15 protein-coding genes are annotated in these 16,138 nt (G+C 42.7%); 4 read left to right on the top strand and 11 right to left on the bottom strand.

The genetic code is table 11. The features are described from left to right. Nucleotides 1–5 precede the first annotated feature (5 nt). Together AAA938_RS07210 and AAA938_RS07215 are read left to right on the top strand one after the other, a co-directional pair. Complete coding sequence (locus AAA938_RS07210; protein WP_338227958.1) at nt 6–530, top strand: hypothetical protein; 525 nt, start codon at nt 6–8, stop codon at nt 528–530. Nucleotides 531–632: 102 nt separating this feature from the next. Further along, entirely contained in the window at nt 633–1,373 is a 741-nt protein-coding gene (locus AAA938_RS07215; protein ID WP_338227959.1) for a class I SAM-dependent methyltransferase, read from the top strand. Between the two features lie 67 nt (nt 1,374–1,440). Here AAA938_RS07215 and AAA938_RS07220 read toward each other — a convergent pair whose 3' ends face one another. The 5 genes from AAA938_RS07220 to AAA938_RS07240 form a co-directional block, all read right to left on the bottom strand. Beyond that, entirely contained in the window at nt 1,441–1,842 is a 402-nt protein-coding gene (locus AAA938_RS07220; protein ID WP_338227960.1) for a response regulator, read from the bottom strand. Then, nucleotides 1,814–4,177, bottom strand: a complete 2,364-nt coding sequence (locus AAA938_RS07225; protein ID WP_338227961.1) for a sensor histidine kinase — start codon at nt 4,175–4,177, stop codon at nt 1,814–1,816. Before AAA938_RS07225 ends, AAA938_RS07220 begins: the two co-directional genes overlap by 29 nt. A gap of 322 nt (nt 4,178–4,499) precedes the next feature. After that, nucleotides 4,500–5,552: an alkane 1-monooxygenase gene (locus AAA938_RS07230; protein ID WP_338227962.1), complete on the bottom strand. Its 1,053-nt coding sequence runs from the start codon at nt 5,550–5,552 to the stop codon at nt 4,500–4,502. A gap of 87 nt (nt 5,553–5,639) precedes the next feature. Beyond that, nucleotides 5,640–6,107 carry a heme-binding domain-containing protein gene (locus AAA938_RS07235; RefSeq protein WP_338227963.1) on the bottom strand — a complete coding sequence of 156 codons (468 nt, stop codon included), beginning with the start codon at nt 6,105–6,107 and terminating at the stop codon, nt 5,640–5,642. Nucleotide 6,108: 1 nt separating this feature from the next. Further along, nucleotides 6,109–6,495 carry a heme-binding domain-containing protein gene (locus AAA938_RS07240; protein WP_338227964.1) on the bottom strand — a complete coding sequence of 129 codons (387 nt, stop codon included), beginning with the start codon at nt 6,493–6,495 and terminating at the stop codon, nt 6,109–6,111. Between the two features lie 278 nt (nt 6,496–6,773). Between AAA938_RS07240 and AAA938_RS07245 the strand changes: the two genes are divergently transcribed. Then, nucleotides 6,774–7,247 carry an acyl-CoA thioesterase gene (locus AAA938_RS07245; RefSeq protein WP_338227965.1) on the top strand — a complete coding sequence of 158 codons (474 nt, stop codon included), beginning with the start codon at nt 6,774–6,776 and terminating at the stop codon, nt 7,245–7,247. Between the two features lie 261 nt (nt 7,248–7,508). On the opposite strand, the gene AAA938_RS07250 is transcribed toward AAA938_RS07245, so the two are convergent. Next, nucleotides 7,509–9,554, bottom strand: a complete 2,046-nt coding sequence (locus AAA938_RS07250) for a family 20 glycosylhydrolase (protein WP_338227966.1) — start codon at nt 9,552–9,554, stop codon at nt 7,509–7,511. A gap of 347 nt (nt 9,555–9,901) precedes the next feature. Here AAA938_RS07250 and AAA938_RS07255 point away from each other — a divergent pair, with 347 nt between their 5' ends. Further along, nucleotides 9,902–10,966, top strand: coding sequence for a WD40/YVTN/BNR-like repeat-containing protein (locus tag AAA938_RS07255; RefSeq protein ID WP_338227967.1), 1,065 nt, complete (start codon nt 9,902–9,904; stop codon nt 10,964–10,966). Between the two features lie 301 nt (nt 10,967–11,267). Here AAA938_RS07255 and AAA938_RS07260 read toward each other — a convergent pair whose 3' ends face one another. The 5 genes from AAA938_RS07260 to AAA938_RS07280 form a co-directional block, all read right to left on the bottom strand. After that, nucleotides 11,268–12,203 carry an alpha/beta hydrolase gene (locus AAA938_RS07260; RefSeq protein WP_338227968.1) on the bottom strand — a complete coding sequence of 312 codons (936 nt, stop codon included), beginning with the start codon at nt 12,201–12,203 and terminating at the stop codon, nt 11,268–11,270. Between the two features lie 144 nt (nt 12,204–12,347). Beyond that, nucleotides 12,348–13,073 (bottom strand): SGNH/GDSL hydrolase family protein, encoded by a 726-nt coding sequence (locus tag AAA938_RS07265; RefSeq protein ID WP_338227969.1) that lies wholly within the window; start codon nt 13,071–13,073, stop codon nt 12,348–12,350. 290 nt (nt 13,074–13,363) lie between these two features. Next, a complete protein-coding gene (locus AAA938_RS07270; protein WP_338227970.1) occupies nt 13,364–14,008 on the bottom strand; it encodes a tetratricopeptide repeat protein in 645 nt (214 codons plus the stop codon). 18 nt (nt 14,009–14,026) lie between these two features. Beyond that, nucleotides 14,027–15,010 carry an ABC transporter ATP-binding protein gene (locus tag AAA938_RS07275; RefSeq protein ID WP_338227971.1) on the bottom strand — a complete coding sequence of 328 codons (984 nt, stop codon included), beginning with the start codon at nt 15,008–15,010 and terminating at the stop codon, nt 14,027–14,029. Between the two features lie 3 nt (nt 15,011–15,013). Beyond that, on the bottom strand, nt 15,014–16,033 hold the full coding sequence (locus tag AAA938_RS07280) for a FecCD family ABC transporter permease (protein WP_338227972.1): 1,020 nt from the start codon (nt 16,031–16,033) through the stop codon (nt 15,014–15,016). Nucleotides 16,034–16,138 lie beyond the last annotated feature (105 nt).

Below are 16,138 nucleotides of genomic sequence, written 5' to 3' on the forward strand. Positions count from 1 at the left end.
TTAAGATGAACAGCCTGATTTTTCTCATCCTCTTAATTCTCTCTTCTCCTTCCCAGGAGGAGGGAGAATTGGTGATTCTACACCAAAAGGTGCAGGTCAGTGGAAACACTTCACTTGGGAAATTCAACTGTGATTACATTAAAGAGGGCAGTTTTGATACCCTCAAAGTGAATAATCCAAAGGCCGGACAAGCCCTGAGTTTTCAGATTCCTATCCGGAGCTTTTCTTGTGGCAACTTCATCCTTAACAGTGATTTTCGATCTACTCTCAAAGCAGATCAGTATCCTTTTGCCGAGGTGAAAGTCAACAACTTCAGGCAAAAATCAGGAAAAATCTACTGTCATCTCTTTCTTGATCTCGCTGGCAAAAGGCTGGAATTTCCGGATTTTATATTGGAAAAACGCAAGGAGGGGTTGGCTGGTAATTTAATTCTTGATTTTGCCACTTTGGGTCTCTCTCCTCCCAAAAAGTTGGGAGGGCTAATCAAAGTTGAAGATCAATTGGACCTGCAACTTTTATTGGGAATGTAAGATCAGTCAAAGGCTTCTCCGGTAAAGAGAAGCCTTTTCTATTTTTAACGAAATATGTTTTCTCAAGCCAAAACTGAAATCCATTTGCCAAGTTATCAACTTATGAAAACTTCAATTGGCTATTTCTCTCTTCTTTTCTTCCTCTGCTTCGCGCTATCCTGCTCCGGACAAAGCTCCTCAAAAAAAAGTAAAGAGGAAGTTTATACCTATAAAAACGCCAGCTTTGACGGGATCGGAAAAGTCTACATGGGAAGGGAAATATCCTTCGTTATGGGCTTTGAGGGCATGTCATGGCTGGAAAGATCCAGTAGAGAAAAGGAAGAGAATGTCTCCAAAGCCATTGAGAATCTTCCAGTGGAACCAAATAGCGTAGTAGCGGATATCGGGGCAGGTTCAGGCTATTTTACCTTTCGAATTGCTCCCAGAGTTCCTGAGGGAAAAGTCTATGCGGTAGAAATTCAAGATTCAGCTATTAAATACCTTAGTTCCAAGAGCAAAGAGTTGGGATTTTCTCAGGTGGAGCCGATCATGGGAACTGAAACTTCGCCTAACCTTCCTGAAAACACTGTGGATGTAGCCTTGATGGTCGATGTCTACCACGAGCTGGAGTATCCGGTGGAAATGCTTGCAGGAATCAGAAAGGCCCTGAAGCCTAAGGGAAAACTCATCCTAATCGAATATCGGGGAGAAGACGATTGGATTCCTATCAAACCCCTACACAAAATGACAGTCAATCAGGCTAAAATAGAGTTGGAAGCTAATGGATTCAAATTGGTTCAAAATGGGAAATTCCTCAGCATCCAGCATTTTTTGGTTTTTGAGCAGGTTGCAAAGCCACTTTAAGAAATCCTACGGGATGCTTGTTGGGAAGAATGGATAAGAAGGATTTTTCACAAAGGACGGTGGCCACCTATTCCATCTCCATGCAGATTTGATATATGCGTTTGACTAGGGCCTCTGACATTGGTTTGGAAAAAAAATCCTTGACCCGGGAGTACCCTTTGGATCGTTCTCGGTCTAGTTCACTGACTGAAGAAGTGAGAATAACTACCGGGATGTTCTCCTTCGGATCGATTAGGCTAAGTTTTTCCAGAAAATCCCACCCGGAAATAAGCGGCATATTGAGATCCAACAGGATGCATATTTTTTCTTCCTGAAATGAGATAGCAGCCATCTGATCCAAGCAAAGTCCTGGTTGGTCAAAAATGAGGATTTCAGAAAAAAAATCATCTGTGATTATACTTTGGATCACTTTTTTAGTGATTAGTAGGGAGATTTTATCATCATCCACTAGGATTAGTTTTCTTCTCATAATTGAAAAAAGTTAAAATGGCCTTTGTACCACAATCTATTCGGCTGACATAGTTAAGTTCTCCTCCAATACTTTCTAATAGGTGCTTTGCCAGAAATATTCCAAGGCCCTTAGAATTTGGTTCTAGGTGGTTAAATTCCAGATAGTCAGAAGAAATCTTTTTATTTTTCTTGAGGTCCATACCGATCCCATTGTCTTGAATGCTAATTTGAAGAAGATCGGGTTTAAGGATTATTTTAATTTTGATGATTAACTCTCGTTTGGGAGATCGAAACTTAATAGCATTTGAAATCAATTGAATCAAAACTCGCTCAAGAACTGAGTTCATTTTCAATTGGAGTAATTCTGGCTCTGAGATCACATACCATTGTGCATTGGTAAGTTGAAGTTCGTCCGTAAAAAAGGCCTGTGAATTAGCTAGGATCGTGTTTAGGGTAATCTGACTTTTTTCCTGAGTATGTTTACTTTTTTGCTTTGCCAAATGATTTATTGCAATGATTCGCTGATCAAGCAGATGGATTGCCTCTTTGATAAGGTCCCAAAATTGGAAGATATCTTTTGGATCTTTAGACAAGTCAATTAGGTTAGCTAGTCCTTTGAGGTTTGCAACGTGGTTTCGAATGTTATGGGATAAGATTGAGTTGTATTCGATTAACTGCGTGTTTTGTTTAGATACCAAGTCGATCAGTTCACGGAGTTCCTTTCGTTTAATCTGGATTTCGGAAATATCAATACCAATGCAAAGAATTTCTTCAGGTTGTCCATATTCATTTAGAGTTACTTTGAAGTCCCATTGAGTGTAAATTTCCTTTTTATCAAACGTCTTTTTTCGAAGGAAAACCCGATTGTTACTTCCCGGGTTGGCTAGGGCCTTTTCAAAGGTCTGTTGGCAAAGCAGATGATCATCTTCAACGATATCGCTCATAGGATGGTAAGATTCCAAACTTTGTGGATAGGGGCCCAGAAAAGTTTTAGAATAATAATTATTGACAGATTTTACAGTTCCTTCCATGGTTAATCTCAGAAGAAAGAAAATGTCTGTAAACAAAAGATGGTCGATATAGCTTTTGATTTTCTGGTGCTTATCGACCAAAAAAGACAGTTCGTTTTCAGTAGTAAGTGCTTGAGTATTATCCCTAAGGCTTCCAAAGATAATTTCTTCACCTTTGGAGTTTTTAGAAAGAGAAGCTGAGATCGATAAATGTCTAACCTCACCAGAATCCAAAACCAGATCTACAACTTTTTCAAACTTTCCTTTAGGTCCTCTTACCATGAGTTCCAGTTCTGAAGGAAGACATTTATTGCAAAGGCTTAGTTTCGCTTCAAAAATATCCCAAGATGGCAGGGTATCCGGAGCTAATCCAAGTAGTTTCCTGACATTTTCCGTCCAAGCCATTTCCTGATTATTTAGGGTTAGAGTCCATCCTGCTACTTGTTGAATAGACTCTTCAGCTAGCAGAAGTGATTCGATTCTGGTGAGCTCTGAGTCTAACTCTATAAGTTTGGTATTTTCATAAAATACAACATAGATCAAATCTCCTATCCTTTCCAAGGAGAAGGAAAAATAGGATTTTGTTTCATTTTCGATAACCACATAATTATTGTGAAATCTGATTTTGAGTTTGGAAAGCCCTATTCTAACCTGTTCAATTAGGGAAACCAACAATGGGTATTTTTTATGCTTTTTAGAAATCGATTCATCTATAAACTCGGAAAACTCCAAGTCAAAACCATCAGGCAGGTTTAAGATGGAGTTATTGCTTTTGTACCAATAAATCTCTTCTTTAGGAAGGTTGATACAAAGTCCACCCAGACCGATTTGCTTTGAAGCCTCAAGAACAAGTTTATTTAAATTGATAGCCCTATCTCTTCGTTCAAAAAATTTACGGCCTTCTTTTTCTCCCTCAAGTATCTTTGTAGATAAGTCTCGAATGGCCTCCATCAATTGAGTTTGATTTTTCCCAATTTCTCGAACACTATAATCCATAAGGTACAGATGACCCAAATGCTCCTTTCGATTACTGACTAGCTTCATCCTCGAACAAAAAAGAATACCCACTTCCAAAAGGTGATCCAACTCACCCAAGGAATTGTTGAGTGTCCTCAAATCCTCAATGCAATGGATGTAATCATTACATTTCCTTGCTTTTTGATTCCATATCGATTCTGGAAGTAATTCGGTTGGCGCTTTTTCTGATGAATAAATCGTAACAAAATCAAGACCTTCCTTGATTGAGAGTATGAAGATTGGCATATCCAATGCTTCAAAGACCAAAGTTGAGAGACTTTCAAGGGATTTAACTCTACTATTTAGTGGGATACCCGAAAGGCTCATATGTCATTTGCTTTTTTGATGGTGTTTACTTTGAACTAACCCTCCACCCAATACAGATTTATTACATTCTCGACACTCTTAATAAAAATTTTTTTTTAAAAGTTAATCTAATTTTCAAGAATTAAAGAAAAATTCAAAAAAAAAACGACCTGGCTTTTTTTAAAATTAATTTTTATAGAAAACAACGGATTTTGTAAGTGAATTAGAAAATATACACTATGGAATAATTGTTTTTTGAATTTCTTTCAATCTTGTAAAAAATATAAATATTTAGATAAAGTGTTATAAATTTTTTAGGCTATCGAGAAAAATAAAAAGTTTTTTAAAGGATAACCTTCGAACAGTATTTTCTAATTTCTGAGTTCATTACCCTAAACCATAGCGGAGGCACCAAAGCCAACAGCATCATACCGGGATAGCCGGTAGGCATTTGGGGGCTTTCTTCGTGGTGCCTGAGGACTTGATATTTTCGGCTCGCGATGTAGTGGTGGTCCGAATGTCGGGAAAGCTCCAGCAAAATCATTCGGCCGATCGGATGGTTAGAATTCCAAGAGTGAATAGGCAAGGTCCTTTCGTAGTGTCCGTTTCTTTTTTCCCTTCTCAGTCCGTAATGCTCAATATAATTGACCGTCTCAAGGAGGAGAATGCCTACAAATGCCCCAAGGCCAAATAATAGCAAGGTTTGAATTCCGAAAATGGAATAGATTAATCCCAATAAAGCCAGTTGAAACAACTGAAATCTCAGCATTTCATTCTTCAGTGACCAAAAAGAGATTGATTTTTTAGCCAGCCTTTCTTTTTCCAACTTCCAGGCAGACAGGTAGCTACCAGTGATGGTCCTAACAAAAAAAGCATACACATTTTCTCCCAATCGGCTGGATGCCGGGTCCTCCTCTGTGGCTACATGCCGGTGATGTCCCCGGTTGTGTTCGATGAAGAAATGCATGTAGAGCGTAGTCAGCAGGAGCATTTTGCTCATGAGCTGCTCATACCAAGTGTTGCGGTGGCCCAGTTCATGGGCAGCATTGATGCCTAGCACTCCGCAAGACATCCCGTAGGCAAGTGCCATTCCTATTTGAGTGGAAAGGGAAAGGTCTTCCTGACTTACCTGAAGGAGGAAATAAACCAAAATTGCATATTGAACCGGAACCAAAAAGTATAGAATCCAATCGTAGGTGCGATCCTTTTTGACCAGCTCTTCTTCCAGTGCATCTAGATTTTTGCTGGAGGATCGGGTAAAAAGCTCTACCAAGGGAATTACTCCAAATACAAAAATCAAGGCCGAGTAGGACCATTCATTGGCCGACCAAAGGGAAAAGGCAACCACTACAGGGATGATGTACACTAACAGGTATTTGGCAGCGCGGAGATTCATAGCTTCTAATTTAGCCAAAGCAATCAAAAAAGAAACGGGCTGAAAAAAGTCCTTTCCAGCCCGCCCAATTTTTTTGAAGTAAAGGACTTATTCCTCCTCTTCGGCTACTATATCCATTGCGTTTTCTGCCCAAGTCACTATTTCCTGAATTTGTTCTGGATTTAGTTTGGCTCCGGAATGAATCACCGTGTAGACCTCCATGGGCATTTCTCCCTCTGCAACCTCAATGGCGATATCATCGAGTTTTTTCAGTTTTTCCATCATGTCATAATCTGCCCAATGAGAAAAGTTGAGTTCCTCTCTTCCTTCTCTTACATCTTTGGCTACCAACCAAGAAAGGGGAGCCACATAAGAATACCAAGGGTAGGAAGTCTCATTGCTATGGCAGTCGTAGCAGGAGTTTTTGAGCGTCTGATGCATTCCTTCATCGAGCAATCCTGTGTTTGAAATATCAGCAGGGTTAGTATTTTGGACTGCAGGAAGTTCATTGGGCACAAGCTGGATGGCTCCAAGAATCAGAATCAAACCACCCAAAAGATAGGTTCTGGCCTTCATCTTATTTCTTTTTGCCCTTACTCCAAGCTAATAGAGTTGCTGTTTCTTCCTCGGTTAGTTTTTTGTCAGGGTTGTTTTCGAGGAACCTTGTAGGAGGCATTGCTCCTTCTTCCAGTTCTTCGGTGATTTTACCCATGGTGGCCAAAGCTTTGGATTTTTTTGCTGCTTCCAGAGCATCCCAATCCAACTTGGCTTTGCCTTTTTCATTTTTTGATTCGGCATTGTGGCATCCGTAGCATTTCTGCTGTACGATGGCCTTGACATCAGCCGGCAGAGCGGGGGCTTCGGGGTGCAGAGAAATGAGGTTGTCAGCTTCAGGTTTTGGATTGGCCTGGAGAAAGAGTAGGGCAGTCAATGCCAAGGCAGGGATAAAGGATAGTTTTTTCATAGGTGTCTGGATTTTATAAAATTTTGTAAAAATCATATTCAATATATCAATCATTTGACTTTTAATAAACAGACAGAATAATCTAGGGTAAAAAACTCGACCAAAACACCCATATTCAGGATGAATCCTTGGATAGACTAGCCCAATGGGTACTCTTTATTTACAATGGTTTAAGTGAAATGGGGGAAATTCTATTTTTTTACCCGAGTAGCATTAGCCCTATCTACAATGCAAATCGATAACTTGGTAGAAATTCACTAATCCTATTTTCTCTTGCTATGGCTTCAAATAAAACCACCTTCCAGTTTATCAGCGAACCCGGAGATGTCAACTTTGGGGGAAAAGTCCACGGAGGTACCGTGATGAAATGGATCGATCAGGCAGCCTATACCTGCGCGAGAAATTGGGCGGAAAGCTACTGCGTCACGGTCTATGTGGGTGGAATCCGATTTTATAAACCCATTGGAATTGGAGAAGTCATCAAGATCGATTCTCAGGTGATTTTTACGGGAAGTTCCAGTATTCACATCATGGTGGAAGTCTATTCGAGAAGTTTTGAGCAGAAGAAATTTGAGAAAAAGACCCACTGCATCATCATTTTTGTGTCAGTGGATGAAAACGGAAATCCCAAAAAGGTAAAACCCTGGGTGCCCAAGACGGAGCAGGAAAAGAAACTGGAAGAATATGCCCTCAAACTCAAAACTCTCCGGGAAGAGATCCATGAGGAAATGCGGCCGTTTTTTAATGAGTGATGGTTCTTTAAGATTTGCGTATTTGTTCTTTTTTGATGGATTTTATGACCACAAAGTGGTCTAATCTTTCAATAGCCCTAGGTGAAACCTAGGGAAAATCGAAATTCAAGAGATTAACCCAGGATGGGGTTGAACTATTTGGATTGAAAGGGTTCGACCCCTTCGGGGTCGTTATTAGGTCCACCTTCAATTCCATGGGTTGCACCCATGGCTATTGAGAAGTTTGACCCCGAATGGGGTCAAATTATTGTTTTTGAATTACTACCTCAGCTCCCTCTTTACCTTCTCCAAAAACAAGCCTTCCACATAAAACTGCCAATCCCGGAACTTCAACGCCTGATTAGCGAGGTGAACATGGTGGTCTTGGTCAAGCATATATTCGGAAGGCTTGTCAAGTTGCCGGGTTTTGCCATAGACTTCCTCGACTCGAGATTGGATGTTGGCCCATTCCGTTTCCAATTCCTTCAATTTGGAAAGAGCCACCTCCCTTTTTTCCCCACTCGGTTCGTCCAGTTCGGCTAAAGCAAGAATAGCCCGATTGGAAAATTGAACCACCTGAGCCACCTGCTCATAGACTTCCAATTGATGGGTGTTCCTCAGGGCTGTTTTTTTGGCCTGCCCGATCTGATTCAGAATGGAGTCTACCTTTGCCAGATTGGTTTTGGCTTGCTGGATTTTGCTTTGGTAGTTTTCAGACCATTTTCCCGCTGAATCCAAATCAGGAAAAGGAATCACAGCCTCTTCGATCGGATTTTCCAGTTTTCTAAGTCTATTTCTGTCCCTGCCCCTATCCAAAAGCAGGTTTTTCCATTCAGCAACAGGAGCTTCCAAGGCGTTGATAAACTCCAAATCGGCCGAGGCCAAAGCAGGTCCAAAAGCCCGCTGACGATAGGCTTGGTGCAATTGATCGGTACTTCTTTTATTTCCCGCCCAGGTGTATTCTGCAAAGATGGCGATCCCTCTTTGGTACAATTCGAAGTGAGGAGAATCATCATCCCAAAGCGTCAAAAGCAGCCCATCGGCCTTGTTTCGGATCGAAATCAGGGCAAAATCCCGGATATTATTCGTGTTGCTTTGGTCCTGTGGCATGAGGTTCCAGCGGGTTTGTCCGGCTGTAGCTCCCATCACTTTTAGCCCGTTGTCGGAAAACCATTGAATTGCCAGGTTATTTCCCGGAGACTCGGGCATATCATAATTCCAGCGCATGTAGACACAGTTTTTCGGAAACAGATCAATGTACTTGTTGAGGTTGGGTTCATTGGCGGTCCAGATGCTGTCTACTTGGGCTTGGGACAATTTGGAGTCATAGATCGAGCGATAAACTTCTGCATTCTTCAGCGGCATATCATCCCAAAAAATGGGCGTCAAGCCTTTTTGGGAAGCATATTCGCTCACCCGATTAAGCCAAATCAGCTGAAGCTCCAGCGGGGATTTTCCGGAATTTCTTCCCGTAGTATGCACCTCATCTCCTCCCACATGCAGATAGTTAGCATAGGGAAATGCCTTCAGTGCATCTTCATACAAGTCAAATTGGACTTGATAGGTCTTCTCATCCAGAGGATTGAAAGCCCAGTCGCTTTCGGGGTCATCCCGTAGTGGAATGTAATCGGGATGCTTCAGGATAAAAGAAGCATGGCCCAAGCCTTGGACCAAAGGACTGATTCGGATATGTCTTGCCAAGGCATAATCGCTGAGTTCCTTCCATTCTGCAACGGTAAAGGCATCGGAAGAGCCGACTTTAGGCTGAAGTTCATACTTCAGCTTGTCTTCGATTTCCACGATCACGGCATTGATTTTTTGCGCAGCAAAGCGATCCATGAGTTCGAAATAGTATTCCTTTTTCTCCAAATGGTGCTTCACATCCAGATGAACTGCCCGGTAGTCCAAGGAGGGTTCGTCCTTGATTTTTACCAAAGGCAAAGTCGCATCCTGATCCTTTGCATCCTGAATCAACTGTCCAAGGGTCATCAACCCATACCAAAGCCCTGCATCTGAAGGTGCTTGAATAGAAATCCCCTGATCATTTATTTCCAGCAGGTATCCTTCTTCTTTCAGATCGGAGTCCTGTAGATATTGGAAAGAAATTTTCTCAATTCCCTCCAAATCTCCCTTTTCTATCATGGTTTTTTTGGCCTGATCAAAAGCCATTTCCGCTTCAGTCAGATTTAAGGAAGATTGGCCGGAAATACTGATTTCCTTTGGACTTGGAAGGAGTTCAAATTGAGCCGCCTTTTTTGTTGAAGGACTACAAGCAGCTGCAATAAGGGTGAGAAGGAAGAAAATGGCAGGTTGGATCGGGATTTTCATGGTTCTGGGATTTCCTTTGAAAATAGGAAATATGGTGGGAAAAGGATAATTGAATTTTTAAGGATTAAAATGGGGCGTTTTTCAAAGAGTCTTTCTGAATTGAAAAATACCAAGCAGCTTCTATTAAAGATGAAGACCATATTTGATCCTGATTTGAGGGGAAAAAAGGAGCATTTCCTGAGGGATTTCTGTAGTATCCATTTTCTTATGCGGTTGTATTTTTCAGGAAGTCGTACTTCTTTTTTTTTGATCGTATTTATCCTTTGAATTCTTCATTCCTGTAGTATTCAATGGGATAGAATAAAGACAAAGGTTCTTTTGCTTAAAAAAACGAAAATCAAAAAGCTATGAGAAGAAGTGTCTTAATTCTGGTGTTTTTCTTTTCTATTCTTAATTCATCTGCCCAGCAGGCAAAATGGGTCAAACTGACTACCGATCCTTATCCCGGTAAGCAGGACGATATTGTCTTTATCAATGAACTTCAAGGATGGTATGTCAACGGAAAAGGATCTGTGTACCGGACCCAAGATGGAGGAGAATCTTGGGAGAAACAGTGGGAGCAGTTGGGGTCTTTTTTCCGAACCATTGCATTTGTGGATGAGAAGATTGGTTTTGTAGGTACCGTTGGCACTGATTATTTCCCCAATGTGACAGATACCATTCCTTTATACCGAACTCGGGATGGAGGGCAGACTTGGCAGACAGTAGACTATTCAGGTCCCTACGTGAAGGGATTGTGCGCCATAGATGTGGTGCGTGAACAATACATCAATCATGGCGAGATAGCTTACAAAACACACCTTTTTGCGGTGGGAAGAGTCGGGAGTCCTGCCAACTTGATGAAGTCCTCAGATGGTGGGGAAACATGGACTTCTCATGCTATGGGTGGGGATGCTCAGATGCTCTTTGATATTAAAATGTTTGACAAAAATGTTGGGATCGCCTGTGCAGCAAGCCATGCTGATATTGCTCAATCCAATGCTTTGATTTTGAGAACAGAGGATGGGGGACTGACTTGGGAAAAGGTATATCAGAGTCAGAGGCCTTTTGAAACGACCTGGAAGGCATCTTTTCCAACTCCCGAGGTGGGCTATGTGACCATTCAATCTTACAATCCTGATCCCCAAGTGAAGCAGCAGAGGATTGCAAAAACCCAAGATGGGGGAAGGACATGGGAGGAAATGAACCTGGTAGAGGATGCCGGAGCTAGGACTTTTGGGATTGGCTTTTTAGATGAAAATCATGGGTTTGTCGGGACTATTCAATCCGGATATGAAACGAAAGATGGAGGCAAGACTTGGCTGCCTGTGGATATGGGCAGAGCTTGCAACAAGATTCGGATTTATAAAAGCGGACAGCAGACTTTTGGATATGCGATCGGGGTGGATGTTCTGAAGTTAGTCTTGGATTGATTTTCACTAGGGCTATTAATGCTAGACTATCAGAATTTTTGTCCATTTCTACAAGAATTGATCTTGTTTGGAGTCTGTTGGATTTCGAAGATGATACTTGGCATTCGGTGGATATAAAGTTTCTCGGCGAAAAGGAAAAAAAACACCCATTTCGGATTGACTAGTATAGCCGGAATCGATCCCGAGCAGCTGTCGGGATCGACTCAGTCTAGCACTGAGCTTCAGATATGCTGAGTGGAAACTATGCCTAGATTTGTGATTTCGATGATTCAGGCTCAGCTAAGTTTTATGGCCATTTATTTTATTTCTGAGCCAAAAACTTGTTCACATCCAGCCAATGCATAAAGGCATCAAACCATCGGTTGCTGGTCCGGTTGGGATTGCCCAGCCCGAATCCATGGCCGCCGTTTTGGTAGAGGTGAAACTCGACGGGTTTTCCGGCTTTGTACCAGGATTCGATGATACCGGATTGACCGTTGTAGAGAAAATCATCCGTGGCAATCACATTGAACATTGGCGGTGCATCGGCAGGCACTTCCACAGGACCCATTCCTCCGTAGATCGGGCCTATAAAGGCCAATTTCATCGTTTTGGAATGGAGTGTGGCATGCATGGTCAATCCTGCCCCTGCGGAAAAACCGATCATTCCGATCCGGTTTATATCCACTCCCCACTCTTGGGCTCGGTTTACGATCATCGCATAAGCGGCTTCTGCATCTTCCAGCTGATTGGAAAGGTCTCGCTGCGGAGGTCTGGGAGCAGGAGCAGCTGACCCGGAACCATCAGAAGTTGGAGCAGGAGCAGCAGGTCTTGGTCGGTTCATCCAAGCCGAAAAGTCTTCGAGGGAAGGTGGAGTGGGATTCAGTCGGTATTTCAGCACAAAAGCTGCGATGCCTTGCTTAGCCAGCGCCTCGGCCACTTCCCAACCTTCATTTCCCATGGACAGCCAGCTAAATCCTCCTCCGGGAGCGACGATTACTGCCGCACCATTGGCTTTGCCGGGTTCGGGAAGGAAGGGGGTCAAGGTAGCCGTGGAGATGTTCCGTGCCATGGGGTCGCCCCACTGTCGAAACCAAGTTTCAGGAGCAGGTTGGTTTTCCACTCCGCCTGTGCCAAGCAGAATGGCATTGGGTTCGGCGGGAGTTTCCAGCGGATAGATGGTCCCGTCTTGGGCGAAAGCCTGAGCAGAAAAAGTCAAGACAAGGACTGCAAAGCCTAATTTGAATTGTGTTTTCATAGGTGTAGGTTTTTTGGGTTTGAATAGGGTAAGCTATTGATTTTCTGTAGAAAGAATCAAAAAAATTATTTGAATGGATGCCCAGGTGGAAAGGCAAAGCTTAAATTGTTTTTCCCGATTTAAGATGAGTAATCTTGTTCGATTTTACTTTGGAAAAGCCAGAAAGCCAACCTGTAATTCACCCAACTTTTGATAGCCCAAGTAATTCATGTGAATGGGATCTCGGTAAAATTTACTTTGATTGTAGGTGTTGAAACCGGCTACCTCAAACTGATCTAAGACCGGGATGCCATGAAGTGCACAGATTTTTTTCTGCATTTCAACATAGCGAACCATGCCATTCTCAAAAAATGGATCATAGGCGCCTCGGTTGATAAATGCCTTGCTTGAAGTGAAGAAATAGATGATGGCATCCGGATTCTTCTCATAGATTTTCTTGATGCAGTAATTAATCCCACCTGCCTGAGTAGTAAGCTTTTGCTCATCGTACCCATCAAACTCAGTGTAATCGGTGTATTCTCCATTCTCTCGTTCGTTGGTATAGTCATTTGTGGAGGCCCAGAGTATATAGATATCAAAGACGCCTGCCTCATCCACTTGCTGCTGTAGAGATTTTCCCTGAAGTGAAGAAAATCCCGCTCCAGGCACTCCAAAATTGGTAATCTTGAGGTCGAGGTATCTTTCCCACAGGACTTTGGCGCTATCGCTGGGAGGGATTACAGAGACCGATCCACCAAAGACAGCGACGGATTTTCCGTAATTCATGGATCCTTTAAGGGCTTCTTTATCAATCCGATCTTGTGCTGATAAATAGGTTGATGAAAAGGCTAGTAGGCCAATGATGACTAATGTTTGAATTGATATTTTCATAATGTGGAAATCTAAACTGGATATTTATTGATAAGAGGTCATTTGTTTCAGCGTTTCCAAACAACTCACCAAATCCACCAATTCCTGCTCGTTGAGCGGGAAGGTGAGCATTAGGGATTCGGATGATTGGGTAAGTTGAAGCTAGGTATTTTCTCAGGAAAAAATAATCAGAGCTAATCCAGCCAGAACGAGGTTGCGAGAGGTCATAAGGTTATTTAGGGTTAAAGCTTATGAAAAATAGGGCTTTGAATTCGAAATGAAAAATCTCTCAGGCTTTCTAAATCAAGAGGTTATTTCAATTTTCCAAGGATCTCTTGGGCACTTGGGGAGAACTGGGTAGAGTTCTGTGATGCAGTAAGGAGCAAGGGCTTGGCCTTTTCCAGTTTATTCAATTTGAGATAGCCTAATCCCTCATACCAAGCCGCATCTCCGGCTAATGGAGAGTCTTTGGGGATTCTGCTCAAAATGGGAACAGCCTTCTCCGGTCGATCCAAGGCCAAATGGCAAAGCCCGAGAAAAAACAAAACATCCGGGCTAGAATTGCTGGCTAACATTTGCTCAAAAAGGGTCTTCGCCTCCTCGTACTTACCGTTTTTATAGGCAGTTACTCCCTTTTCAATCGAGGGATCAATGGACAAACTTTCCCAAGTCTCCACATCTAAAGGCTGATAGTAGGTAGAAAACAGTTTTGTGCCAGGAGGGCTGGCGAGACTATACACGAGAAAAATTCCCAGAGCTACAATCCCCAAGGCGATCAGAAAAGAGACGGCCCAAGATCTGAATCGGGTTTTTTTTGCAGGAGATACTTGTTTTTTGTATTGGTTCAGCTCAGCTTGGTAGGCCTGATTTTCTTTCAATAGCTTTTCAAAAAGAAGTCGGTCCTCAGAGGAAAGTTTCCCTTCCAAGTAGTTTTTGAAAAGTTCGTTTTGGTCCATGAATGAAAAAGTTAATTCTCAACTCAATTTTAAACTGCTGATCAGTTCTTCTACACTTTGGAAGGTGTTTTCATCCGCTATAATCCGGAACGGATCAGCTTGGACTCGAATTTCCTTGGGTACAGCTTGAATCCCTGCTTTTTTGAGTCCTTTCCTGACCCAATATACTAATTCTTCGTTGCCAGAAATGAGAATTTCTTCGGGGAAATCCTGAATTTCCAATCTGCCTCTTTTTGGACTAAACTGAATTTTCTTTGAGGGTAATAGCTGATTGATTTCTCCGGAAAGAATCAAATCCTCAGGACTTCCAGACAAAAGAGGGTTGCCACAGGTCAAAAGCCAAAATCGATCGGCAGTTTCTATGGCGATTTCCAAGTCATGGGTGACTACCAAAACCCCTTTGTTTTCTTCCAGGGCGATTTCTCGAAGGAGGTCCATGATTTCAAATCGGTTGACCAGATCAAGATGCGCCGTGGGCTCATCCAAAATAATCAAATCCCCATTTTGGGCTATGGCCCGGGCAATCATGGCTTTTTGTCGTTGTCCATCGCTGATTTCACTAAGTCGCTCACTCTTCAAATAAACGATGTTGGTAAGTGCGATAGCCTTTTCGACCTCTTTTTGATCTTCAAGACTCAACCTACCCGACCATCCGGTATAGGGGGTTCTTCCCAAGGCAACCAATTCACCGACGGTCATATTTCCCGGAAAAACAGGCTCTGTCAAAACCACGGCCATTTTTCGAGCTAAGCTTTCTTGACTGTAAGAAGAAATGGCCTGACCATCTAGATTAAGAGAGCCTTGCCAAGGTTGAAGTTGGGCCATTATGGCTTTGACCAGAGTGGATTTCCCAACACCATTTGGTCCAAGGAGACAAGTCATTTCCCCGGTAAATAGCTCAAAGTCAAGGTGAGATAAAACCTCCCTGCGCTTTCCATTTTTAAGGTACCCGAGTTGGAGGTCTTTTCCCTGAAGAATCGATGCAAGAGATCTTTGGCGCATGGGTTAAAAGTCTTTGCTGAAGTTTCTTTTCAAAATTAGAGAAATCACGATCGGAGCGCCAATCAGAGACGTGACCGCATTGATCGGTAAGGTACTTGCCAATCCAGGAAGCTGACCTACGGCATCGCAAAGCAAAAGCAAAATTGCCCCAATCAATGCCGAGCCGGGAAACAATACCCGATGATCGGAGGATTTCCATACCATTCGAGCTAAGTGGGGGACTGCAATTCCCAAAAACGCAATCGGACCACAAAAAGCAGTGATTCCACCTGCCAACAGGCCGGTGCTGATGATCATCATCCATCGCATGGCTTGTATGCTAACTCCCATACTTCTGGCATAATTCTCTCCCAAGAGAAGTGCATTAAATGATTTGATGGAAAAAAGAACTGGAATGCTTCCCAATAGAATTACCATGCCCAAAATCCCCACTTGTGCCCAGCCCAATGATCCCAAACTTCCCATGGACCAGACAGTATAGAGCTTGAGTGCTTCCGCTCCTGAAAAGAAAGACAAAACAGAAACCACGGCAGATACTAAACTGCCAAACATCAATCCCACGATCAACAAGGTCATGCTGTCTTTTACTCTCCAAGCCACCAAACTCACTCCGGAAAGTACTAGTCCGGCACCTAAAATCCCTGCGCTTGCAATAGCCCAGGAGTTGATTCCACTGAGGGCAAACCCCAGTGCTGATCCTGCCAACATTAAGATTGCCACTCCCAAACCCGCCCCCGAACTGATGCCCAAGACGAAGGGTCCTGCTAATGGATTTCTGAAAAAAGTCTGCATTTGAAGTCCGCTCAAACTTAATCCGATTCCAGCAAAAACGGCGACCAAAGCCTTGGGAAGTCGATAATTGATGATGATTTGCTCCCAAGAAGCTTTGGCCCAATCTCCCGATATTAATCCGCCGACTATCTCTCCGAATGGAATCCATATCGAACCCAAGCTCAAGTTGAGCAAAAAGCTCAGCCCGAGTAGGAGGAAGGCGATGGGGAAGAGGTAGGGGCGAATGGACATTTATTTTTCTAAAAGAGGTTTGTGGAGACACAAACCTATGCGGAGATACTAGAATCAATCATTTTCAATCCTATAACTTTAAATGGATTAAGAAGTAGTTTTAAA

The organism is Algoriphagus taiwanensis (genome assembly GCF_036245645.1).
GTDB lineage: Bacteria > Bacteroidota > Bacteroidia > Cytophagales > Cyclobacteriaceae > Algoriphagus > Algoriphagus taiwanensis.